Origin of the sequence: Methanoculleus frigidifontis (assembly GCF_030464345.1) — an archaeon.
GTDB classification, from domain to species: Archaea; Halobacteriota; Methanomicrobia; order Methanomicrobiales; family Methanoculleaceae; genus Methanoculleus_A; species Methanoculleus_A frigidifontis.
Genome location: NZ_VCYH01000016.1, coordinates 13292 through 35467, shown reverse-complemented (window position 1 = coordinate 35467; position 22176 = coordinate 13292). Strand labels below are relative to the sequence as shown.

Annotated in this window: 24 protein-coding genes and 2 tRNA genes; 12 read left to right on the top strand and 14 right to left on the bottom strand. The window is 62.3% G+C overall.

The annotated features are described in order from the left end of the window. Positions 1 to 209: 209 nt before the first annotated feature. The 3 genes from FGU65_RS15325 to FGU65_RS15315 all read right to left on the bottom strand — a co-directional run bounded on the left by FGU65_RS15325 (position 210) and on the right by FGU65_RS15315 (position 3998). Positions 210 to 1499, bottom strand: a complete 1290-nt coding sequence (locus tag FGU65_RS15325; protein ID WP_301665375.1) for an anaerobic sulfatase maturase — start codon at positions 1497 to 1499, stop codon at positions 210 to 212. Between the two features lie 212 nt (positions 1500 to 1711). Then, the gene (locus FGU65_RS15320) at positions 1712 to 2044 is read right to left on the bottom strand and encodes a hypothetical protein (protein ID WP_301665374.1); all 333 of its coding nucleotides are present in this window, start codon (positions 2042 to 2044) and stop codon (positions 1712 to 1714) included. Between the two features lie 631 nt (positions 2045 to 2675). Then, entirely contained in the window at positions 2676 to 3998 is a 1323-nt protein-coding gene (locus FGU65_RS15315; protein WP_301665373.1) for a DUF1254 domain-containing protein, read from the bottom strand. A 715-nt stretch (positions 3999 to 4713) separates the two neighbouring features. Between FGU65_RS15315 and FGU65_RS15310 the strand changes: the two genes are divergently transcribed. Then, positions 4714 to 4863: a hypothetical protein gene (locus FGU65_RS15310; RefSeq protein ID WP_301665372.1), complete on the top strand. Its 150-nt coding sequence runs from the start codon at positions 4714 to 4716 to the stop codon at positions 4861 to 4863. 292 nt (positions 4864 to 5155) lie between these two features. Here FGU65_RS15310 and FGU65_RS15305 read toward each other — a convergent pair whose 3' ends face one another. Beyond that, positions 5156 to 5572 (bottom strand): hypothetical protein, encoded by a 417-nt coding sequence (locus tag FGU65_RS15305; RefSeq protein ID WP_301665371.1) that lies wholly within the window; start codon positions 5570 to 5572, stop codon positions 5156 to 5158. 67 nt (positions 5573 to 5639) lie between these two features. On the opposite strand from FGU65_RS15305, the gene FGU65_RS15300 reads away from it, so the two are divergent. Continuing rightward, positions 5640 to 5834 (top strand): hypothetical protein, encoded by a 195-nt coding sequence (locus FGU65_RS15300; protein WP_301665370.1) that lies wholly within the window; start codon positions 5640 to 5642, stop codon positions 5832 to 5834. Between the two features lie 410 nt (positions 5835 to 6244). Here the strand turns inward: FGU65_RS15300 and FGU65_RS15295 are convergent, their stop codons facing one another. Then, complete coding sequence (locus FGU65_RS15295) at positions 6245 to 6475, bottom strand: hypothetical protein (RefSeq protein ID WP_301665369.1); 231 nt, start codon at positions 6473 to 6475, stop codon at positions 6245 to 6247. Between the two features lie 63 nt (positions 6476 to 6538). Beyond that, positions 6539 to 6611, bottom strand: a tRNA-His gene (locus FGU65_RS15290). Between the two features lie 312 nt (positions 6612 to 6923). Here FGU65_RS15290 and infB point away from each other — a divergent pair. Both infB and FGU65_RS15280 read left to right on the top strand, forming a co-directional pair. Then, complete coding sequence (infB, locus tag FGU65_RS15285) at positions 6924 to 8708, top strand: translation initiation factor IF-2 (RefSeq protein WP_301665368.1); 1785 nt, start codon at positions 6924 to 6926, stop codon at positions 8706 to 8708. A 53-nt stretch (positions 8709 to 8761) separates the two neighbouring features. Further along, complete coding sequence (locus FGU65_RS15280) at positions 8762 to 9160, top strand: 30S ribosomal protein S6e (RefSeq protein WP_301665367.1); 399 nt, start codon at positions 8762 to 8764, stop codon at positions 9158 to 9160. A gap of 1 nt (position 9161) precedes the next feature. On the opposite strand, the gene FGU65_RS15275 is transcribed toward FGU65_RS15280, so the two are convergent. Both FGU65_RS15275 and FGU65_RS15270 read right to left on the bottom strand, forming a co-directional pair. Next, the gene (locus FGU65_RS15275; protein WP_301665366.1) at positions 9162 to 9632 is read right to left on the bottom strand and encodes a DUF2240 family protein; all 471 of its coding nucleotides are present in this window, start codon (positions 9630 to 9632) and stop codon (positions 9162 to 9164) included. Next, entirely contained in the window at positions 9629 to 10051 is a 423-nt protein-coding gene (locus FGU65_RS15270; protein WP_301665365.1) for a hypothetical protein, read from the bottom strand. Before FGU65_RS15270 ends, FGU65_RS15275 begins: the two co-directional genes overlap by 4 nt. A 91-nt stretch (positions 10052 to 10142) precedes the next feature. Between FGU65_RS15270 and FGU65_RS15265 the strand changes: the two genes are divergently transcribed. Further along, entirely contained in the window at positions 10143 to 11579 is a 1437-nt protein-coding gene (locus FGU65_RS15265) for a bifunctional metallophosphatase/5'-nucleotidase (RefSeq protein ID WP_301665364.1), read from the top strand. 306 nt (positions 11580 to 11885) lie between these two features. Here FGU65_RS15265 and FGU65_RS15260 read toward each other — a convergent pair whose 3' ends face one another. After that, on the bottom strand, positions 11886 to 12263 hold the full coding sequence (locus FGU65_RS15260; protein WP_301665363.1) for a 30S ribosomal protein S8e: 378 nt from the start codon (positions 12261 to 12263) through the stop codon (positions 11886 to 11888). A gap of 104 nt (positions 12264 to 12367) precedes the next feature. Beyond that, a complete protein-coding gene (gene hypB / locus FGU65_RS15255) occupies positions 12368 to 13015 on the bottom strand; it encodes a hydrogenase nickel incorporation protein HypB (protein ID WP_301665362.1) in 648 nt (215 codons plus the stop codon). 53 nt (positions 13016 to 13068) lie between these two features. On the opposite strand from hypB, the gene FGU65_RS15250 reads away from it, so the two are divergent. The 6 genes from FGU65_RS15250 to FGU65_RS15225 all read left to right on the top strand — a co-directional run bounded on the left by FGU65_RS15250 (position 13069) and on the right by FGU65_RS15225 (position 17531). Then, positions 13069 to 13341 carry a signal recognition particle subunit SRP19/SEC65 family protein gene (locus FGU65_RS15250; protein ID WP_301665361.1) on the top strand — a complete coding sequence of 91 codons (273 nt, stop codon included), beginning with the start codon at positions 13069 to 13071 and terminating at the stop codon, positions 13339 to 13341. Between the two features lie 11 nt (positions 13342 to 13352). Beyond that, complete coding sequence (locus tag FGU65_RS15245) at positions 13353 to 14000, top strand: histidinol phosphate phosphatase domain-containing protein (protein WP_301665360.1); 648 nt, start codon at positions 13353 to 13355, stop codon at positions 13998 to 14000. 336 nt (positions 14001 to 14336) lie between these two features. Further along, the gene (locus FGU65_RS15240; protein WP_301665359.1) at positions 14337 to 15350 is read left to right on the top strand and encodes a transcription initiation factor IIB; all 1014 of its coding nucleotides are present in this window, start codon (positions 14337 to 14339) and stop codon (positions 15348 to 15350) included. A gap of 12 nt (positions 15351 to 15362) precedes the next feature. Beyond that, positions 15363 to 15434: transfer RNA gene (locus tag FGU65_RS15235), tRNA-Ala, on the top strand. Between the two features lie 658 nt (positions 15435 to 16092). After that, complete coding sequence (locus FGU65_RS15230; protein ID WP_301665358.1) at positions 16093 to 16848, top strand: GNAT family N-acetyltransferase; 756 nt, start codon at positions 16093 to 16095, stop codon at positions 16846 to 16848. 29 nt (positions 16849 to 16877) lie between these two features. Then, on the top strand, positions 16878 to 17531 hold the full coding sequence (locus tag FGU65_RS15225; RefSeq protein WP_301665357.1) for a class I SAM-dependent methyltransferase: 654 nt from the start codon (positions 16878 to 16880) through the stop codon (positions 17529 to 17531). A gap of 15 nt (positions 17532 to 17546) precedes the next feature. Here FGU65_RS15225 and FGU65_RS15220 read toward each other — a convergent pair whose 3' ends face one another. Further along, positions 17547 to 18725, bottom strand: a complete 1179-nt coding sequence (locus FGU65_RS15220) for a WD40 repeat domain-containing protein (RefSeq protein ID WP_301665356.1) — start codon at positions 18723 to 18725, stop codon at positions 17547 to 17549. 218 nt (positions 18726 to 18943) lie between these two features. On the opposite strand from FGU65_RS15220, the gene FGU65_RS15215 reads away from it, so the two are divergent. Beyond that, positions 18944 to 19378 carry a C-GCAxxG-C-C family protein gene (locus FGU65_RS15215; protein ID WP_301665355.1) on the top strand — a complete coding sequence of 145 codons (435 nt, stop codon included), beginning with the start codon at positions 18944 to 18946 and terminating at the stop codon, positions 19376 to 19378. A gap of 7 nt (positions 19379 to 19385) precedes the next feature. Here the strand turns inward: FGU65_RS15215 and FGU65_RS15210 are convergent, their stop codons facing one another. Genes FGU65_RS15210 through FGU65_RS15200 form a run of 3 tightly spaced genes read right to left on the bottom strand, consistent with a single transcriptional unit; the run spans position 19386 to position 22174 of the window. After that, on the bottom strand, positions 19386 to 20567 hold the full coding sequence (locus tag FGU65_RS15210; protein ID WP_301665354.1) for an aminotransferase-like domain-containing protein: 1182 nt from the start codon (positions 20565 to 20567) through the stop codon (positions 19386 to 19388). 58 nt (positions 20568 to 20625) lie between these two features. After that, positions 20626 to 21687, bottom strand: a complete 1062-nt coding sequence (locus tag FGU65_RS15205; RefSeq protein WP_301665353.1) for an acyltransferase family protein — start codon at positions 21685 to 21687, stop codon at positions 20626 to 20628. Positions 21688 to 21745: 58 nt separating this feature from the next. After that, on the bottom strand, positions 21746 to 22174 hold the full coding sequence (locus FGU65_RS15200) for a nuclear transport factor 2 family protein (RefSeq protein ID WP_301665352.1): 429 nt from the start codon (positions 22172 to 22174) through the stop codon (positions 21746 to 21748). Positions 22175 to 22176: the final 2 nt, after the last annotated feature.

Below are 22176 nucleotides of genomic sequence, written 5' to 3'. Positions count from 1 at the left end.
CTTTGTGGTGCTTGATCCGTTTCTTCAAAACAGAAAAGGGAACGTGTTTCACGATCGCGATCTGCTCCTGCCCGGTCATGAAGGCTCAGGTACTTCAAGGTTCAAAAGGGTAGCGCCAAGAACTATATTCTTCCGGGAAAATGCACCTGCCGCGTCCGGCGCCCGACGGATATGTTCCGGGACAGCGACCCCGGCCTGAAGCACCGCTCTTAACGATTCCTGCCTCCGCAGCACTTCTTGTACTTCAGCCCGCTCCCGCAGGGACAGGGATCGTTTCGCCCCACTCTTGCCGCCGGCTTCTCCTCCGCGGCGAGCATCGGCATCACCTCATCCGCGTACCGTCCCTGCCGGAGCAGCCCGGCCATCATCCGCATCGGGCGGTCGGCGTGGGAGAAGAACGCCTTATACCCTTCGCAGAGGTAGTTCAAGCCTCCTTCGCCGTCCGGCGTCTCGACGAACCGGTTCTTCGGGCACTCGCCGTTGCAGACGGCGAGGAACGCACACTCCCGGCAGCAGCGGGGGAGCGTGTCGCGCTTGGCCGCCCCAAACCGCCGCTGCTTCTCCGAGCCCACGAGCTTTGCGAGCGGTGTTTCGAGGATGTTGCCGAGTAAATAGTCGGGTTCGACGAAGTGGTCGCAGGAGTAGAGGTCGCCGTTGTGCTCAAGCGCCACGCCAAGGCCGCAGGTCGGGGCAAAGACGCAGACCGTCCCGGCCATGCCGAGCCAGCCAGCAAGCGCTCCGTCGAAGTTCAGGACGAACATCCGGCCGACGTCTCGCCGGACCCACGCATCGAAGATTGCGATCAGGAACCGGCCCCATTGATCCGGCCGGACGGACCGGTCGGTGACCGTGTTCCCTTCCTGAAATCCGGTCTTGTTCTCCCGCTCCACGATGGGGATGAACTGAATGTACGGCGCCGAGAGTTCGTCGCGGAAGAACCGGTAGACCTCCAGGGGATAATCGGCGTTCGTGCTGTTGACTGCGCAGAGGATATTGAACGCGACCCGGTGCTTCTGGAGCAGGCGGGCGGCCGCAAACACCCGGTCAAAGGTGCCGCGGCCTCGCCTGTCTCTCCGGTAGGTATCGTGAAGCTCCGCAGGCCCGTCCATGGAGAGGCCGACGAGGAAATTGTTGTCGTGGAAGAACCGGCACCACTCGTCGTCGAGGAGGACGCCGTTTGTCTGGAAGGTGTTCTCGATACGGGTGCCGGGCCGTGCATACTTCTTCTGCACCGCCACGGCCCGCCGGAAGAAGTCCGGCCCCATCAGGGTCGGCTCTCCCCCCTGCCAGGCGATCGTCACCCCGGGCACGCGGTGCCCTTCGATCGTCTGGCGGATGAACTGCTCCATCACCTCGTCGGTCATCCGGAAGGTGCCGTCCGGGTACAGCCCTTCCTTCTCCAGGTAAAAGCAGTAGGCACAGGCAAGGTTGCACCGTGCGCCGGTCGGTTTTGCCATGACGTGGAAGGCGGGGGGTGCCCTGCTATCAGATGTGCTCATCGGCCCTCCGGCCCCGGTGCATCGACCGATCTCATGCCCGTCTGCTTCACTCCCCGATACATAAAGGTACGGGGTCTCTCCAACCCGATGAACCGCGGGCACTCCCGGTATGATGAGAATAATCCCACCGCGATGGACGAGGAGATGCGTGGCGGAGCGTACTCGTGAGCACCTCTCCCGGGGAGGGGCTGGATCCCAAAAGCAGCAGGATCTCACTGCGCTTGCTTTTTCAGAGAACGCACGATGATTCGCCTGAAGAACAGGGGCTGGAGAATAAAGCAGATCGCAACGGTAGTATACATCGCGATTGCCGGCAGAGGCAGGAACGGCGCGAGCAGCACCCTGATTCCATTGGAGACAACGCCGTATCGCCGTCGCCGTACCATGTCCCGGAGGTCGTCATCCGCAAAGCCGTCAACGAGGAGCTCCGGACGCCGGGCAAGGTAGCGCATGATCGTGCTCAGCAGATACGATGCGAAGAACAGATCCTGCCCGTAGAGGAGAACCGACAGCCGTGAACCCGCCCCGGCGAGGTGGGTGGTCATCGGGCTCGTGAAGAACGGGAGGCAGGGAAACGAAGAAGAGCATCACGAGCGTCATCCGGAACGTGATGTGGTCTTCCTGTTCCGTCAACCGGGTGATGGACGAGTGCGTGATCCAGACCCCGCCGATAAATACGGTTGTGCCCCAGAATATAACTGAAAATCTCTTTCAGAGAATCCGACTGCATTATGTTGAGCAATATCCCGCGTTCATACCAGAAACTCACACCGTGAGAGCTTTTCTATTATCAGTTGTTTTTTTGGGCACTACCAAACAGGACGAACGCAATCAGACGTAGCCGGGCGGTTGCCGGTGACGGTCCGGCCATGGGAGTGCAGGTCGACGACCCCCTGGCGCTACGATGAGGCCCGGGACATCAAGGACATTTTGCCCTGAAGCGGTTGACCGGATACGGCTGCAATCCGGTCACCGTTGATGCCGACGTTGAACTATCACTCTCCCGGAGCCGCTGCTGGAAGAAGGTCGGAACCATGCCGGGGGATGAGGGGCGAGTGGAGCCTTTCGCCTCCAATGCAGGTGCTAAAGTGGCTCCCCATCCCCCGGCAGTGCAGAAAAAGATGGCTCGTATTTCTTCGCCCCTCAGATCTGCGATTCCTTGTTGGGCCGTTTTTCTTATGGGAGATCGCTTCCGGGCTCCTCCACGCGCTCGATCGACGGCATGTGCCACTGCCCTTCCTCGAATACTCCCGAATCCGGCATGTACATGCGGAGGATGGGGCGGAACTGCCCGGCCGGTGCAGGCAGCCAGTTCGACTCCCTGTCGGGCCCCGGGGAGTCATGCTGGATGAAGATGTCCAGTGAGCCGTCGTCATTGTACTGTACGCCGGGCGTCCGATCTCCGATCGAATATCGGTTGAGCGGGTTGTCGACCAGATAGTACCGGGGGACATCGTACATGGTGACCGACCAGAAGGCCTCGACTGGAGGTGTCTGGTTGAAGTGCAGGATGTACGTATATTCCCCGGAGAGAGACTGTCCCTCGTTGTCATTATAGGTTGCCGGATAATAGGCCTCGTAGGCGTGGTTGCCCCAGAGCCCGATGAGGGCGGCAATTCCGCGCATCACGTAGCGAGTCTGCGGGTCGGCGATCTTCCATTCAGGGGAGTCGATTGTACCGATCTCGAAGAAATGCACGTTGTAGTTGAAGAGATCCCGGGTATCGCCCCACTGTTCGTTCAGCGGCAGTATGGTTGGTATCTCCTCGTTGAGCATGGCAAGCCCCTCCTGCTGTGCGTCGCGAAGTACGGCCGCCAGGGACGGATCGGCGTTCACGTACGGGCTCTTCTCCTCACAGAGCCCGAGTGGAGCAAACTGCCCGAGGTATCCGGCTTCCGACGGATCCGGCGGGAAGGTCTGGGACCAGACCCGGAATTTCTCCCAGAAGAGGAGGTCGTCGGGCACCGCCGGATCGGGTCCCGGCAGCGGCCAGTCCCCGATTGTACGGTTGGATGTATCCGGTTTTCCCGGGTACCGGGAGAGGGGCGTCAGCCACACCTGATCCTGCAGCGCCTCAACGTTCGGCACATCCTCCTCGCCCGCTACCGCGAATCGGCCGTTGATGGTGAAGACCCGTGTCGGAGCATGGATGACGGGCATGCCGGCGGGAACCTCCCCCTGCCATCCGGGGGCGACGAGCAGAAACTCGCCTTCAGCGGTGCCGGTTGCACGCTTGCCGACGTATGCAAAGTTGTTCGACCAGGCATCCACGAACTGCATGACATAGTAGCGGTCTCCCGTGGCAGGCACGTGGAGGACGAGCGGCTCTTTCCCGGCATCCACCTGTGCCAGCTGGTAGAGCGTGTCGTCGTTGGGCGACACGATTCCCAGGCGCGGGCATGCCTCTGCATCGATAAACAGACTTGTACGACCGAAGGTGTTGACCGGTGCACCCAGCGGCACGTCCGGAGAGGTGCCCATCTCGTACGTCTTGCCCATGCTCTCTACGAGCGGGAAACCGTACACAAATGCCTTTAGGGCGAGGTTTTGAATGTCCTGTTCGGACATCTGCGAGGACGTGGCGTTCCAGAGTTGTCCTGCCGTGGTCTCCGCGGGTGCGGGGGTCCCGGAAGGGGTCGCAGTCGGAACGGCTGTCTCACCCGGTTGGGAGGTGCAACCGACTGCCAGAATGCACGCTGCGACAAATAGAGTAATTATGATACCGTAGATTCTCTTCTTCTGCACCATATGAGAGAATTGCCAGCAGAAAGGAATAAAGTCTTCTTCCGCCCCTCCGGAAATTTCACCGTTGAGATCGCAAAGAGCGCAGCGAGCAACACGAGATGTGAGAGATTCGTCGGCCGGCATTGAGAGAACTTCACAGAAAATCGAATACACCGTTCATTCGGAATAGAATAGATCACGTTTGGCGTTCTATCGACGAGCGGGTCGGGTTTGAGCTCCCCTTTGCCAACGCGATCACGTACGGCGGTGACAATTGCCACTGTTTACGTGCTCGCCATTGATCGTGACGGGGGTTCCCGACACCGAATATCCCGGGGAGCGATGCCACTGCGGCCGGCGAGACCCTGCGGGGCTCGTTCGAGTTTGTCCGGCACGGGCTTGGATCGAACAGGCCCGTCTCTCCTGATAGGCGAAAAGCTCCGGCTGCTCTTCGTCGGGCAGCCCTCGAACGGCCGGAGTTCCGTATCGCATGCCGCGGCCGGCGCATCAGGAGGGAAGGCGGTTGAAGGATGGTCTTGCCGCTTCACCGCCCCGTCAGCCCCCCTGGATAGCCGACGACGCCGAGGAAGCGGAGGAGGACGAGATCGCCCGGAGCGATCCCGGATACCCGGCACCGTGAGGTATGCCGCAGGGACACGGGCGTCCAGAAGGCCGGGGGGAGACCCCTGCAATCTCACCGGTCTGCTTCCCTCCACCGCCGACGAACGCACCGCCGATCTCCTTTCGCCACGTATCATACCGGCTTTCTGCGCGAATCCGACAGGGTGCCGCTACGGGAACCGAAACGTGCATAGCCACACCGGGATAGAAGCCTGCGGCCAATACCCTGTACATCCGGCGGTAGGGGAATCAGTGCCCCTCGACCGTGGCACTGGTTCCTTCCGCTACCCGCCGGCCCGTTCCCGCCACGCTCACTGCGTTGTGCAGTTCAGCTCCGCAGTGAGGTTCTGCCGTGCATCCCGGACAGCCCGCACCTCCGGGCGGATGGTCTGGATGGCCTCAGGGACAGTCGCATCGTCGGGAAGGCTCTGCACGGTCTGATCGAGGTCACTATACGCCTGGTTGAGCTCGTCGACCCGGACGTCACCGAGCTGGGCGGCAGAGTTCCTGACGTTCTCCATAGCAGACTGCACATCATCCCGTGCATCCCGGATATCTCCCACAGACGAGCTTGCGTTGAGAGCTGCCATATTCTGGAGCGCTAAGCCGAGCGCTTCAAGGTCCTGGCAGAGCTGCGCCCGCGCCTCTTCCTCGGTCGGCTGGACGCACCCGGCGGCGGCACAGGCCAGGAGAAGAATTCCGGCGACCAAAAAAATCCATTTTTTCATACCTCTCTCCCGAGCAGACTGGCAACTGCTGCTCGTGGCGAATTATGGGAGGTGATATATAAAAATAATGGAATGGCGGAGGGCGATGCTCCCCTCACCCCGGCATCCGGGACGCCAGGACGATCGCCGCGATGCCGCCGATGATGGCGAGCACTGCCAGGAGCAGCACCAGGCCGGCGGCGGCGAGCGGGTGCTCGTTCGCTCACGCCGCTGCAATCCCGGTACATACCCTGCCAGAACCCTTCGAAAAGCAGCGGGTTAAAGTAACTGATCTGGTTTTCGGTTCGAGGGGGTCATCAAATGTCCGGGTGTGTGAAAAGATTTTGCGATGCAGCGATGGACGCGAGACCTGGTCCGACGTCTCGGACGTTGCCCGGAAATTGGAGTGCTCTGCGCCGGTTCATTCCGGGGCTGAATTCCACCATCAAGGCCATGGAGTACAATTGGAAAAAAATGCGAGATCAACCCTTTGTTCAGGGCGGTAAAGAGAGGGGTATCCCTCACCCGAGCACCGGAACGGTGGTGTGGATGGTGTCGCTCTGGCAGCTCGTAATCCGGATTGCGTCACGGCTGAACGTGAGGGAGTAGATCTCGCCGGACGGCCGTACCCGCCATCGCGGCCTCGAGCGCGGCGTTCCCCGTCAGTTCGGCGATGGTGGTGGTGCGGCAGGGTCAGATGAAGCGCCGCCGGTTTACCGGGGCAGGGGTGTCCTTGTTCGCCCACGCGGTGCCGGTCCCGCCCGGCGTCCGCATTTCGGCGACATACTCCCGGATTAGCGCGGCATCGTCTTCGTTCAGCCGGTTCTCGTCGATGGCACGCCTGATCGATGACTCGGCGTATTCCGGTTTGACGAGATGAAACGACTGCGTTGCTTGGGTAGGTGCTGTGAATGCTTCTCCCATGGAAGCCAGGTCAGAAAGAGACTATTTAACGATTTGGTAAGGGAATCGGAATTGAATTCCGAAGGCCAGGGCCGAGATTCGAACCCGGGTCGAGGGATCCACAGTCCCTTAGGATAACCAACTACCCCACCCTGGCAGGTACCCTCTTTCATTTGTACGGAGGTTTCATTAATCTATCTCTTCGTGTTTCTCCTCACCCGGCGGATGTGCCGGGCACCGTGCCGCGGTGGTGCGGCAGAACGCACGCACGCTGCCGGCATGCTCGCCGCCCCGGCCGGGACGCGGAGGTGAATTATTAATAGAGTCCGTGTTCTATTACGTACCAGCGCATGCAGCGCCGGGCAATACGGTGAAGGAGATCCGGCGCTCAATACCGGAAAACTTCCGGAAAATCATTGTTTCCGGCGACAGGCAGTTCTTCTCCGATTCGTACCGGATGGTGAAACCCATGGCGAAACAGTCCAAGACATCTCAGATCAGAACCCCGATCGTCTGTGTGCTGGGGCACGTCGATCACGGAAAAACCTCGCTCCTGGATACGATCCGCGGCTCTTCCGTCGTCGACACCGAGGCAGGTGCCATTACGCAGCATATCGGAGCCACAATCGTCCCTATCGAGGCGATCGCCCGGGGCAACAGTTCTCTTGCCAAAATGCAGTTCAACATTCCGGGGCTGCTCTTCATCGATACGCCGGGGCACCACGCCTTCACGACCCTGCGGGCGCGCGGTGGGTCGCTCGCCGACCTTGCGATCGTCGTGGTGGACATCAACGAGGGATTCAAGCCCCAGACGATCGAAGCGCTCCAGATCCTGCGGAACTACAAGACGCCATTCGTCATCGCGGCGAACAAAGTCGACCGCATCCACGGCTGGCGCGTTCACGAGAACGAATCCTTCGCCACGACGTTCGCAAAACAGAACGAACGCGTGCAGGGCATGCTCGAGACGAAGGTCTACGAACTCGTCGGCAAACTCTCGGATCTCGGGTTCAACTCCGAGCGGTTCGACCGGGTGCGCGACTTCGCGCGGAACGTCGGTATCGTGCCGACGAGCGCCCTCACCGGGGAGGGTATCTCCGACGTCCTGATGATGCTGATCGGGCTTGCCCAGCGCTACATGACCGACAATCTGGCGCTCAGCGTGGAAGGCCCCGGTGCCGGGACGGTGCTCGAGGTGAAGGAGGAGCGCGGCCTCGGCACCACGCTGGACGTCATCCTCTACGACGGGACGCTCAGCGTCGGCGACGAGATCGTCGTCGCCGGCCACAACCAGATCCTCACCACGAAGGTTCGCTCGCTCTTAAAGCCCCGGCCGATGAGCGAGATCCTGATCGAGGATAAGTTCGAGCGGGTCAAGTCGGTCGCCGCCGCGACCGGTATCAAGGTCGCCGCACCGAAGCTCGAGGGCGTCATCGCCGGCACGCCGCTGCGGGTCGTCCGCGGTGAGAACCGGGACGAGGTCATCGAGAAGGTGATGAGCGAGATCGAGGACATCCAGGTGACCATCGCCGATGAGGGTATCATCATCAAGGCCGATACCATCGGCGCGCTCGAGGCCCTCTCGAAAGAGCTTGATGCGCAGGGGATCGGGGTGCTGAAGGCCGAAGTCGGCCCGGTCACCCGGCACGACGTCATCGAGGCGGGCACGATCAAAAATCCGCTCTACAGCGCGATCATCGCCTTCAACACCCCGATGCTGCCGGACGCCGTCGATACCCTGGCGGAGTCACCGCAGGTCAGTGCCTTCGAGAGCGGCGTCATCTACCAGCTCATCGACGACTACGTCGAATGGCGCGACGAGAAGAAGCGCGAGATGGAGCGGCAGCAGTTCGAGAAGCTCGTCATGCCGGCGAAGGTGCGGATCCTGCCGGGCTGCATCTTCCGCCAGAGCAACCCTGCCGTGGTCGGCGTCCGCATCCTCGGCGGCAAACTGCAGAGCGGGGTCTACCTGGCGCTCCCGAATGGGAAAAGGATCGGGCACCTCAAACAGATGCAACTCCGGAGCGAGACGATCCATGAGGCCGAGGCCGGCCAGGAGGTGGCGGTCTCCATCGAAGGCCCGACCGTCGGGCGGCAAATTAACGTCGACGACGACCTGTACGTTGATATCCCGGAACGGCACGTCAAGGTGATCGAACGGGAGATGCTCGACCGGCTGAGCCCGAGCATGCAGGAGATCCTCGAGGAGTACACCACCATGCGGCGGCGGCAGGATCCGTTCTGGGGGAAGTAGTATTTAATATCTCAATATCAAACGTAATAGATACGTTTGTAGGAGTCGTCACAATGGTGGATTTCAAAATCGTTCTTTCCGACCCTCAATCAGGTCGATCATACAAAATTGATGCAACCGGCGCTGCGGCGGGTGCATTTGTCGGGAAACGCATCGGTGAAGCGATAGATGGCAACGTTCTGGGGCTCAACGGGTATGCCGTTGAGATCACCGGCGGGACCGACAAGACCGGTATCCCCGCACGCCGCGACCTCCCGGGCTCGGGGCGCAGGCGCCTGCTCCTCTCCGAGGGCACCGGGTTTCACCCCGTCTACGACGGTGAACGCCGCCGCAAATCCGTTCGCGGCAGCGAGATCAGTCCCGACTTCGTGCAGATCAACGCCATCGTAAAGACCTACGGCGAAAAGCCGCTCGCGGAATACTTCGAACAGCCGCAGGAAGCTGCTGAATAATTCAGCTTCCCTTTTTCTCAAGGACGCTACGCGTCAGTGCGTCGAGTTTATCCTCGAACGGCACGTTATGCTTCTTCGCCAGCAGCACCACGGCAGCCTCGACGCGGAGGTTTCCGTCGAAGCGGTCGGTGATGATCGGGTTGAGCTCTGCCACGACCTGGTTCTGCGGCGTCCCGGTTGCAGCGGCGATCCGGGCGATGAGTTCTTCGTACGGGCTCTCTTCCTCGAGGATCTCTGATTCCGGTTTGAACCCGAGCGGCACCGTCACCTCGGCGACGTCGTAGAGCGGCGTGACGGACCCGCCGCTCACCTCCACGAGGCCGGCCTCGCGTGCGCGCTCGAGGAGCTGGTTCGCCTGCTCCTTGTTCATCCACTTGCGGTCGATCGCGATATAAAAGATGAACTCGCTCTTCTGCAACCGCTCTTTCCGCATATGTTTGAACGGCGCGGCGATGGCAATCCTCAGGCTCACTCGCAGGCACCCTTCAGCAGTGTTCGGAGAGCCATAGCGTCCATGCCGGCGTTCCGTCCCTCTTTCGCCACAAAACACTCGGTCGTCCGGCCCTTATCGACGATCCGGAGAAGGAAGATGTTCGCGGCGACCGGCAGCCTGCGGTCGGGTGTCAGGAGCGTCTCCTGCAGGTCGAGGCGGAAGTCGGCGGCCTCGGTGACGGTCTCGTCGAGCGGCGGCAACCCTGCCATCTCCTGGAACTGTGTTCTGCCGTCCGAGATCTGGACCAGAATCCGGCGTTTGAGAAGTCCGTTCTCCTGCCGCTCGGTGGTATGGGTATTGTGCAGCCGCTGAAGGCACCGGAGGACGTCGCGGAACGGGCGGTTCAGGTCGAAATCGAGGTCGACCTGTTGGGGAAACCGATGGTAGATTCTGCGCATCGGTACAGTTGAGGAGTGCGGAGGGTAAAAAGCATATGATTGCCTGAGACACCAAAGATGCCTTATAGTCTCCGCGGTATGCATCCTCACCATGCAGCGGCTGACGATAGTGCAGATGAACGACTCCCACGGCTACCTGGAGCTCCACCCCGAGCTCTTCTGGGTGGGCGATCACGCCGAGTACCGGATGGCGGGGGGGTATGCACGGATCGCCACGCTCCTTGAGACGATCCGGAGCGAGCGGCCGGGCGAGGTGCTGGCGTTCGACTGCGGGGACACCATCCACGGCACCTACGGGGCGGTGCAGACGCGGGGCGAGGCGCTCGTCCCGATCTTAAACGCCCTTGCCTTCGACGGCATGACCGCCCACTGGGAGTTCGCCTACGGGCCCGAGCGGTTCTGCGAGGTGGCGGGCAGGCTCAGCTACCCGATGCTTGCCGTCAACTGTTACGACGATGCAACCGGCGATCTCGTCTTTCCGCCCTATACTGTCTGCGAGACCGACGATCTTCAGATCGGCGTCGTCGGGATCGCCGCGACGATCGTCGACAAGACGATGCCGCCCTCCTTCTCCGAAGGCATCCACTTCACGCTCGGAAACGAGGAACTTCCCGGGCAGATCGCGCATCTCCGCGACGAGGAGGGCGTCGACCTCGTTCTGGTCGTCTCGCACCTCGGCTTTCCCCAGGAGGTGAAGCTTGCGCGGGAGGTGGACGGGATCGACGTGCTGCTCTCGGCGCACACCCATAACCGGCTTTTTGCGCCCGTCATCGTGAACGGCACCATCCTCATCCAGTCGGGCTGCCACGGCTCGTTCCTCGGCAGGCTGGACATCGAAGTCGAGGGCGGGCGGATTATGCACCACGCGCACCGGCTCCTCACGGTCGACGAGGGAATCCGGCCTGACCCGGAGGTCGAGGAGATGGCAAGCCGCACCCTCGACCCGCACCGCGCGGAGCTTGACCGGGTGGTCGGGAGGACGGCGACCGCGCTGAACCGCAGCACGGTGCTCGAGGCGACGATGGACAACCTGTTGCTCCAGGCGCTGCAGGACCTGACCGGTGCGGATCTCGCGTTCTCGAACGGCTGGCGCTACGGGGCGCCGGTCAGGCCGGGCCCGGTCACGGTGAACGACCTCTGGAACATCATCCCCACGAATCCGCCGGTCTCAACCGTCGGGATCACCGGCAGCGAGCTCCTGGCGATGATGGAAGAGAACCTGGAGCATACCTTCTCCCGCGACCCCTACAACCAGATGGGCGGCTACGTCAAGCGGTGCCTGGGGCTGAACATCTACTGCAAGCTCGAAAACCCGGCCGGACACCGGATCCAGGAGTTCTTCGTCGGGGGAAGGCCGCTCGACCTTGACCGAAGGTATACCGCCGCATTCGTCACCGTCCAGGGGGTGCCGGAGCAGTACGGGCAGGGCCGGCAGCACCGTGAGGTCCGTGCGATCGATGCGCTGGAGCGCTACCTGGCGAAGGGAACGGTTACGGCAGAGCTCCGCGGGACGGTCGTGGCAATATGACCGGGCGCTACCGGGCGGCGTTCCACCTCGACGAGAGTTCCCGGGCGACGCCGACGCTGTGGAGGTGAAGGTCGTAGTCTACGCAGACGGCGTGCATGCCCTGCGCGCAGGAGACCGGCACGACGATACCGTGCGGCCGCCCGGCGGAGCATGGTCTTACGTGCGATGCATTTCCCGCCGACGGATTCGAGGTCGTCTCGTCAAGCTCGTCCGGCTCAAGGCCGCGGGCTGGGGCTCTATCAAGCTGTGAAATGCTGGAAGAAATGCCCCGGCTTTCCCGGGCTGTCTCCAGATTTGAAAAAGGTATTACTCGATGAGGACCGCGTTGACAACGCCGTCCTGACCGGGCCTGCTGACGATACGTGCGCGTCCGAGCTCGGTCCGGATGACGGCTCCCTTGGTCAGGAGGTTCCGCCGGACGTAGTTCGGGTTTGCGGTGTTTGCCTCGACCGTCTGGATCGCGGCGCGCTTGGTCTCGCCGGTTGCGGGGTTCGAGACGGTTGCGTAGTTCACACGCAGCGCCCGCACCTTCTGGTTGCCGCCGAAGGTGCGAACGAGTTTCCTGCGGCTTTCGCCGATGTGCGTCTCTGCGGGGGCGCGTCCGATCTCGGAGCGCCTCTTGCCCTGGGACGGGCGGTAGCGACCGCCGGTCGCCTTTCGTACTGATCTACCTTGCCACTGCATATGACCACCGTATGATTGTATTGAAACGGATCCCCGGCCCGGGGGAGCGGTTCATCGTTAAAGTGCTATAAATGTTCGAATCAAAGATATTTAAACCGTGCTGATCAGCGGAGGATCGCCCCGAGCAGACCCTCGAGCCCCTCGCCGGTCTTCAGGTTCGTCCGGAAGACCTGCATCTCCGGGTTGTAGCGGTGCATGTCGCTCTCCATCCGGTCGAGATCTGCGCCCACGAACGGTGCCAGGTCGATCTTGTTGATCACGCCGATCGTGCTCTCGCGAAACATCATGGGGTGTTTGTTCACGACATCGTCGCCCTCGGTCGAGCTGACGACGACGATCCGTTTCTCGGCACCGAGACGGAAGTCCGTCGGGCAGACCATGTTCCCCACGTTCTCGATGAAGAGGAGATCGATCTCGTCGAGGGGCAGGTGGTCGATGGCGTGCTCCACCAGGTGGGCGTCGAGGTGGCATTCCTTGCCGGTGTTCGCATTGTATGCCGGGATGCCCAGGCTGACGATCCGCTTGAAGTCGTCGTCGCCGTAGACGTCGCCCGCGATCGCGCCGGGCGATAGGCCGCGTTCTTTCAGGAGGGGAACCAGGCGCTCGATAAGGGCGGTCTTTCCCGAGCCGATCGCACCGAGGAGGTCGAATGCCCGGACGCCATGCTCTTTGAGGTGCCGGGCGGTGGCGTCGGCGATGCGATTGTTGACGTCGTAGACGTCCTTCTCGATGTGGACGTCGATGTGATGCATACAGTGTACTTGATCATGATCTTTTATAGATTAACGCCTAAACGTGTACAATTATGAGCCCGGAGCGCATCCTGTATCCCTGCTACTTCGATGCCGGCCTGCAGCGCAGCGAGGGGCGAAGGGTTCCCCGTCCGATGGCGGTCAAGAACCCCGCCCTCGCCGATATCGAGGGGGCGCTGAAACAGCTGAAGGTCTCCTATCACGTTGAGGAGAAGAGCCATCCCGGCCACTGGGCGGAGCGCGGCGGCCGCGTCATCGCCAACTGGGACCGGAGCAAAGAGGACCTCATCAGAGACGTGGCGCGCCTCCTGCCGCACCGGAAGTGAGCACCCCAGGCATGTACGACCTTCACACGCACACGATCTGCAGCGACGGCGAGCTCCTCCCGATCGAGCTCGTCCGCCGGTGCGCCGTCCTCGGTTACCGGACGGTCGCGATCACCGACCATGCGGACAGCACGAACACGGCCCGCCTGATCGACGAGCTCCGGCCGGTGCAGGAGTCTGCCCGGAAGTACGGGGTTGAAGTCCTCGTCGGCGTGGAGCTGACGCACGTCCCGCCGTCCGAGATCCCGCTGCTCGCCCGGACGGCAAAACAGCGGGGAGCCGATATCGTCGTGGTGCACGGCGAGACGACGATCGAGCCGGTCGCCCCGGGTACGAACCAGGCGGCCTGCACCTGCGAGTACGTCGACGTGCTCGCGCACCCCGGGCTGATCAGCCTTGAGGATGCGCGGAGCGCGGCGGCGATGGGGATTGCTCTTGAGATCACCGCGCGGGGAGGGCATAACCGGACGAACGGGCACGTCCTCCTGATGGCGCGGGAGGCAGGGTGCGTTGTTACGGTTGATTCGGACGCACATGCGCCGTCCGATCTGATGACGGCCGGGGCACGAAAAGCGGTTGCGCTGGGAGCAGGGATGACGGAGGCGGAGTGTCGGGAGGCGCTCTCCCTGGACATAAAACGCTTCCTGCATCGAATCTAACTATTATTTATAGGTTGTCAGAAGGTTTATATACTCTTCTGTCCAATATATATATGTTACTCAATACGCCTAGCTACAGTGCGTTCAAGAGGTTGCAGTTTGAAATTCATCGGGCGTTCAATACGTGTGTGCGGTAGTCGCTTGTTAATCTTGCGATGCGATGCGGCACACCTCCCCCGCCTCCATAGCAGGGTTGTCGATAGGCGAATGAAGCCCGTAGGAAAAGTCGTTGATGTCTTTGGTAATATATCAGCTCCCTACGCCGCAGTTCTCTGCTACGACGACTGTTCCACGCACGTTGGTGAGAAGATCTTTGCAAAATAGGTGAAATAATTCATGACTGAAGTTGAGAAGCTGAAACAGCTGCAGTTGCAGCGTGAGGCCCTGAAGAAACGCGGGGAACAGCAGGTCAAAGAGAAGGAGAAGAAACGCACCGAAGAGTCGGTCCAGTCTACCTGCCCCGAGTGTGGGAGCCGCCAGCTTGTTCAGGATTACGAGCGCGCCGAGCTTGTCTGCCAGAACTGTGGTCTCGTCCTCGACGAGGAGTTCATCGACCGCGGCCCGGAGTGGCGTGCCTTCGACCACGACCAGCGGATGAAGCGGTCCCGTGTCGGTGCCCCGATGACCTTTACGATCCACGATAAGGGTCTCTCAACGATGATCGACTGGAGGAACCGCGACTCATACGGCCGTGCCATCTCCAGCAAGAACCGTGCGCAGCTCTACCGGCTCCGGAAGTGGCAGCGGCGTATCCGTGTCTCGAACGCGACGGAGCGCAACCTCGCCTTCGCGCTCTCCGAGCTCGACCGGATGGCCTCCGCACTCGGCCTGCCGCGGAACGTCCGTGAGACCGCTGCGGTCGTCTACCGTGACGCCGTCGACAAGAACCTGATCCGCGGCCGGAGTATCGAGGGTGTCGCCGCGGCCGCGCTGTATGCGGCATGCCGGCAGTGCAGCGTTCCCCGGACGCTCGACGAGATCGCCGAGGTGTCCCGGGTCTCCAGGAAAGAGATCGGCAGGACCTACCGGTTCATCTCGCGCGAGCTCGGGTTAAAGCTCCTCCCGACCTCGCCGATCGACTACGTCCCGCGCTTCTGCTCGGGCTTAAATCTCAAGGGCGAGGTGCAGAGCCGTGCCGTCGAGATCCTCCGGCAGGCAGGCGAACGTGAGTTAACGAGCGGCAGAGGGCCGACGGGCGTCGCAGCAGCCGCGATTTATATCTCGTCGATCCTCGGCGGCGAGCGGCGCACCCAGCGCGAGGTCGCCGAGGTGGCAGGGGTGACCGAGGTCACGATCAGGAACAGATATAAGGAACTGGCAGAAAAATTAGATATCGAGATCATACTCTGATCTCTCTTTTCCGGGCTCGTAGATCAGGGGTAGATCGTTACGTTCGCAACGTAAAGGCCGCGGGTTCAAATCCCGCCGAGTCCATAATTTCTTCTTTCGTTTTGTGCTTCTCTTACTTCTTCAAACAACCGTCGGCGACCGCCAGGTTGCCCCGGGGTTTCGAAAGGGGCGGAGCCCCTTCGGTGCGCAAGAGTAAAGGCCGCGGGTTCAAATCCCGCCGAGTCCACTGTTTTCTTTCTCCATCCTGTCGTCTATCCGTCCCCCTAGCGCTCATCGGCGACCGCAGGATGCCGTGATGCTCTGAAAGGGGCGGAGCCCTTTTGCGGCGTATATGGGCTTTTCTGATCAAAATACCTCCTTCTGAGCCGTTTTATCCTCGAACGCTTCGTGAGAAATTTGCGGAAGGCCAAAGGACGCCTGAGAGCGACCCGCAGGGCGAAAACCCCTTTGTTTCGCTTGGAAATGCCGCGCGCCCGGATCCCGCCGGGACGTCGTTTTCTCGTTCCAAACGATTTTTCTGGCGTTCCTCCATATGTCCGCAGGCGACAGGACGGTCGCCCGGGTTCTCCTCTCCTCCTGCCGGAGCTGCCTGCGGCACCCTCCGGCAGATGGTTATGAAAGGTATTTTGCCCGGCAGCGTTGAGCCTCATGCAAGAGGTATGCGCCGTGCAGGAACCACAACATCAGTGCGTACGAAGAGCGGAAAGCCCGAATGTGTGCACGAAAGAAGGAGCTGGTAAAAATGCCCCCCCGCATCGTCGACGTTACGGCGCAGAACATCGACGAATGCCCACCGACCTGCTTTCTCAATCCGAAGAATGAAGGATACAACATAAAACGGGAATGGCTGAAAGGGAGGTTTTCCGAAGGTCTCAAAGTCAAAGTCCTGTATGACGAAACGGATGGGAAGATCCACGGCTTCATCGAGTACGTCCCCGGAGAATATGCCTGGCGGGCCGTGGACGCCGAAGGCTATCTCTTCATTCACTGCATCGGGGTGAGTCCGAACAGCTACAAACAGAAGGGATACGGGTCAGACCTGATACGGGAATGCATCAAGGATGCGGACGGTAAACTGGGCGTTGCCGTTGTTGCGAGCGACGGTCCGTTCATGGCAACCCGAAACCTCTTCCTGAAGAACGGTTTTGCGATCACCGAAGAAGACGGCAAAGACCAGCTGCTGGTGAAGCCGCTGAAAGAAGGGCTCCTGCCGAAGTTTCGGGACTACAGAGAGCAATTGGGGAACTACCAGGGATGGCAGATCGTCTACTCCAACCAGTGTCCGTGGGTCGCACGGTTCATCAGTGAACTGGATCCAACGATCGTGGACCGACTCGAACTCACGCTCACACAGTTCGAAACCGCAGAGCAGGCCCAGAATGCTCCCTCGATATACGCCGTCTTCAACCTGATCCACGACGGGACCGCTCTGGCCGACCGCTACATCTCGCAGACACGGCTGAAGAACATCCTGAAGAAACACGCGGCGATCGCATGATCCCCTCCGCGTAGAGAAGGCGAATCCGCATGAAACAAAGAATCAAAGAGACCGACCAGGGAATCCAGGGGGAGCTCGACGTCGAACGCTTCGACCGGATGCAGCGGCACCTGCGGGATAAAGGCCTGATTGCAACCGACGATATCATCGCGTCCGGGATCGCCGCCGGTCGCGCACTGGAGCTCGGCCCCGGGCCCGGGTACCTGGGGCTCGAGTGGCTGCGCAGGATCGACGGGACCGATCTTGCGGCGGTCGAGATCAGCCGGAAGATGATCGACACCGCCCGGCGGAACGCGGAAGAGTACGGGCTTGCCTCGCGGGCCCGGTATACGCATGCCCGGGTCGAGGAGATCCCGTTCGCGGACGGGACGTTCGATGCGGTCTTCTCAAACGGCTCCCTGCACGAGTGGAGCGACCCGGAGCGGGCCTTCGGTGAAATATACCGCGTCCTGAAGCCCGGCGGCAGGTGGTACGTCAGCGACCTGAAGCGGGACCTGAACCCCGCCGTCGCCTGGTTCATGAAGGTCAGCGTCAGGCCGCCTGAGATGCGGCCGGGACTGCAGACCTCGATCGACGCCGCGTACACCCGGAGCGAGCTTGCCGCGATGGCGGCCGGAACGCCGCTCAAGTCCGCGGAGATCTCCGAAAATCCCTTCGGGCTTCACATGCGGGGGATGAAATAACCCCCGTCGGTTTCATCATCTTCTCTTTCGCCCAATCAGCAGCGCTACGGCTGCACATGCCGCCGCGCCGAGGAGCAGTCCCTCCCCACCGGCGGTCGGTGTCGGCGTGGCTGTGGTCGTCGTCTCCGCCGCGGTCGGTGCCGCCGTCGTCGGGACGGGCGTCTCCGCCGTTCGGAAGATCAGGGTGCTGTTCCCTGCCGCGGCGGCGAGCAGATCGGCGCTGCCGCTGAGCGCGACCGCCGTGACCGGCGCACCTGCCGGGAACGTCCAGTTCGCACCGGTCCGGGTCCGCATGAAGGCGACCGTGCCGTTCGCCGTGCCGGCGGCGACCGCGTTGCCGTTGTCTGCGATGGCGACGTCCAGGACGTCATCGTCCAGCATCTCGGTAAAGACCTGGTCGGCCCCGGCCTGGTAGAACTGGAGGTTGCCGCCCCGGTTGCCGACGACCACGTACCGCCCGTCGCGGGAGAGCGCCAACGCGAGGATCGGGGTGCCGGTGACTTTTATCCAGGGAAGCCCGCCCTGGCGGCTGTAGACGTAGAGGTTGTCGTCGGCGCTCCCCGCCGCGATGACCGTCCCGTCAGCGGAGATCCCGACGTCCGGGACGACGCCCCGGGCAAGGTTCTCCCACAGGATGTTTCCGCGTCGTCCGAGCAGTGAGATCCTTCCGTTATCGGTTCCCACGGCGATGTACTGGCCGTCCTGTGAGATGGCAACCGACCGGATGGCGTCACCCGTCGAGACGTTCCAGAGCGCTTCTCCAAGGTAGGTGTAGAGGTATACCCGGCCGCTTCCTGCGGCGACGTAGCGGCCGTCTTCGGTGATCGCAAGCGACCGTACCGGCCCATCGGTGGGATACGACCAGACCCGGCTGCCGTCCGCGTCGAGGAACGTCACCGTGCCGTTCTCAGTCGCCACCGCGATGGAGGGGCCGGTATCCGAGACGGCGACCGCACTGACGTTCTCTCCCGTCTCGTACGTCCACAGAACGGTGCCGGTCTCGTTCAGGCCGACGACCGCTCCGTCGGCGCTTCCGGCGGCGATGAGCACGCCGTCGCCCGAGATGGCCACCGCCGTGACCGTGCTCTCCGCCGTTACTTCGGTGTATGCGCCGCGTTCTTGCGCTCCTGCAGCCTGCACAAGGCAGATCGCGAGCAGCAGAGCCGCGAAGATCAGCACTATCTTTCTCGTCATGAAAATCCCCCCTTTTCCTGATGACCTCCTCCCGCTGTGGGGGAGGCCGAACGATCCGTTGATACATCCCCGTTCTATAAATCCCTACCGACGAAAAAATCTTCAACCGCCCATCGGCGACCGCCGGGTCGCCCCGGGGTTTTTCAAAGGGGCGGAGCCCCTTCGGTGGGGAAGAATAATGCTCTTGTCTCTCGTACCTCCTCTTCCAGGAGAGTATCATGAGCAGGGTAGATGAAGCGGTATCCCGCTTTTCGGAAGGGTTCAGCTGTTCCCAGGCGGTATGTTCGGTCTTCGCCGGCGACTACGGGCTCACCGACGAGCAGGCGCTGAAGGTCGCGAGCGGGTTCGGCGGCGGCATGGGGCAGACCGGCGGCACGTGCGGTGTCGTTTCGGGCGCCGTGATCGTCCTCGGTCTCGCCTACGGTGCCACGTCGCCGGACGAGAAAGAGGCGAAGGCGAAGACCTACGCCCTGGTGCAGGAGTTCGTCGCGGAGTTCTCCCGGCGGCATGGCGCGGTCGACTGCCCGGCGCTGCTCGGGTGCGATCTTGCGACGCCGGAGGGGCGCGAACGGGCGCGGCAGGAGGGGCTTACCCGGAAGGTCTGTCCGGCGTACGTCCGGAGCGCTGCGGAGATCCTGGAACAGATGCTGTGAGGGCGGTTCACCCGATGAACCTGCGGACCGCCGCCCCGAGACGGCGCATCCCCACGACGATCTTTTCTTCGTCCGCATTCGAGAAGTTCAGGCGCATCGCCGTATCGCCGCCCCCATCGACGTAGAACGCCCTGCCCGGCACGAACGCGACGTTCTGGCGGAGTGCCTCCTCCAGGAGCTGCGTCGTCGGGCAGCCCTCCGGGAGGGTGACCCAGAGGAACATCCCGCCGTCCGGCCGGGTATAGCTGACACCGTCCGGGAACTCCTCCTCGATCATGGCGATCATCAGGTCGCGCTGTGCCTGGTACGCGTCGGTGATTCGTGCGATGTGGGCGTCGATGTCGTTTGTCTCGAGGTAGCGGGCGATGATCCGCTGGGCGAGGTAGTTCGAGTGCAGGTCGGAGGCTTGTTTCGCAACGGTGATCTGCTCCATGATCTCGCCGGGCGCAGCGATCCACCCGAGCCGCAGGCCGGGCGTGACGATCTTCGAGAATGAGCCGGTGATGATCGTTGCATCGGGAAGGTAGCTCTTGAGGGAGGGGAGGCTCTCTCCGTCGAACCGAAGTTCGCCGTAGGCGTCGTCCTCGACGAAGATCGTCCCGGTCCCGGCAAGCAGAGCCGCAACGGCGCGCCGCTTCTCCGCCGAGTAGGTGATCCCGGAGGGGTTCTGCGAGCTTGGGACGCCGTAGAAGAGCTTCGCCGGCGCCTCCTCGAGCATCGCCTCAAGGCAGGCGGTATCGGGGCCGTCATCGATGAGCGGCACGGAACGGAACGCGGGCTCGTAGAGGGAGAACGCCTGGATCGCCCCGAGGTAGCCGGGCCGCTCGATGAGGAGCGGGTCGCCCGGATCGAGGAGCACCTTCCCGATAAGGTCGAGGCACTGCTGGGAGCCGTTCGTGATCAGGATCTCGTCCGGGTCGATGGCGAGCCCGAGGCGCCGCCGGTAGCGGCCGGCGATGAACTCGCGGAGCGGGAGGTAGCCCTCGGTCGTGCTGTACTGCAGGGCGGCCCGGCCTGCCTCTGCCATGACGTCCTGTGCGGCCGCCGCCAGCTCCTCGACGGCGAAGAGGGCGGGGCTCGGGAGCCCGCCTGCGAACGAGATGACCTCGGGCCGCTCGGTTGTTTTGAGAATCTCGCGGATGAATGATTTCGGCGTCTTCTCCATGCGGGAGGCGAAATGGTACGGCATACGCTTCGTTCCTCTATCGTTCGTACTTCTATGCGCCGGTCCGGGATAATAGGTGCCGTTACCGGCGGATCCCGCCGCCGGGATAGAGGAGCGCCTCCGCACGCACCCGGTATGCCCGGACGACCTCGCCGGCGGACGTCTTCTTCAGCGCCAGCGCCCGGCGTTCGACGAGGTGCCAGGAGAGGAACGCGAGCGGGAAGGTCATCGCGAGCGAGAGCGCGGCGAGCACCGGCACCGCGAGCGCGTCCTGCGTCGCCTGGATCACCGCCTGCTGGAGGGGATAGTGGTAGATGTACATCCCGTAGGAGAAGTCGCCCGCCCTTCCGACGCCGCTGAGGAGCGGTATCGGGGCGTGTGCGGCGTAAAGTGTCAGGTAGGGGATGCAGAGCACCCCGGCGGCGGTGACGTACGGGGTCAGCGTGGAGAGGGCGAGGACGGCAAGGAGCAGACCTGCCACCCGTGCGTCGTAGACGATCCGGTTCCGGTGCAGGTAGAGGTAGGCGCCGATGAGGAAGTAGAGGGTAAACCGGACCTTGCCGAGGCGCGGGTCGGCGTACCAGGGTATCCAGACCAGGAGATTGAGGAGGATCAGCCCCGGGACGACCCCCCGCCGGCGCAGAAGGCCGGTCACGCCGCAGACGGCGACGATCCCGTACATGAAGACCTCGACCGGGATCGTCCAGAGCGAGCTGTTGACGAAACTCACCGGGTTTTCCTGGAAAAGTCCGAGCATCGCGCCGTTCTCGAAGAACGGCACCGAGAGGATGCCCTGCAGCGAGAAGAGGGAGGCGAAGTACCCGGAGAGCGGAAGGCTGGTCATCACCGGCCCGATAACAAAGAGCGTGACGAAGATCAGCGGCACGAGGGCAGGCACGACCCGCAGAAACCGTTTCCAGACGAACTGCCCGGCCGTTGCCGTCGTCTCCCAGCTGGCAGTGATCAGGTAGCCGCTGGTGACGAAGAGCGCACCGAGCGCCGCGCAGCCGACCAGGATGACCGGGTCGCCCGCCGGGATGCTGGCGTAGCCGACGGAGAGTGAGTAGGCATGAGCGACGACGATGATCGTCGCGGCGGCGAGCCGCAGGGCGTCGAAGTTGTTCTCATGCCTGCCGGTGGCCATACCCATCTATTGTGCCGCACCCTGCATATACCTGATCTGCCGCCGGCAAAAAAAGGGATTACTCGGAAGAGGGGGACGATTCGCCTTCTTCCTGCTCGCTGCACGGCAGCGAGAAGTGCGTGAGCGTGCAGAGCCAGCGCTCCCCGTCCCGCCGGAAGACCGCGGTCATCCGGCCGCGGAGCGGCTCGCTCTTGCCCTCGAACGTCGGGGTGATCGTGCACCCGGCGGCGATCCACGCGGCGTCCCCGACCCCGGCGACCCGGATGTCGTCGAACTCCATGACAAGGTCGTCGCACTGGATGAAGTCGCGTTCAAGCCCCTTTGCATACTCGTCGCGGTCGGTGCAGACTTCGTCCGATCCCGACCCGAAGGCCATGAACTCCGGCGCCGTGAGCGCGAGGACGCTCTCCGCATCGCAGCGGCTGTAGGCGGCTGCGTAGTCCTGCAGAGCGGCTTTGACAGTCTCGATCGTTTTTTCATCAAGCATAC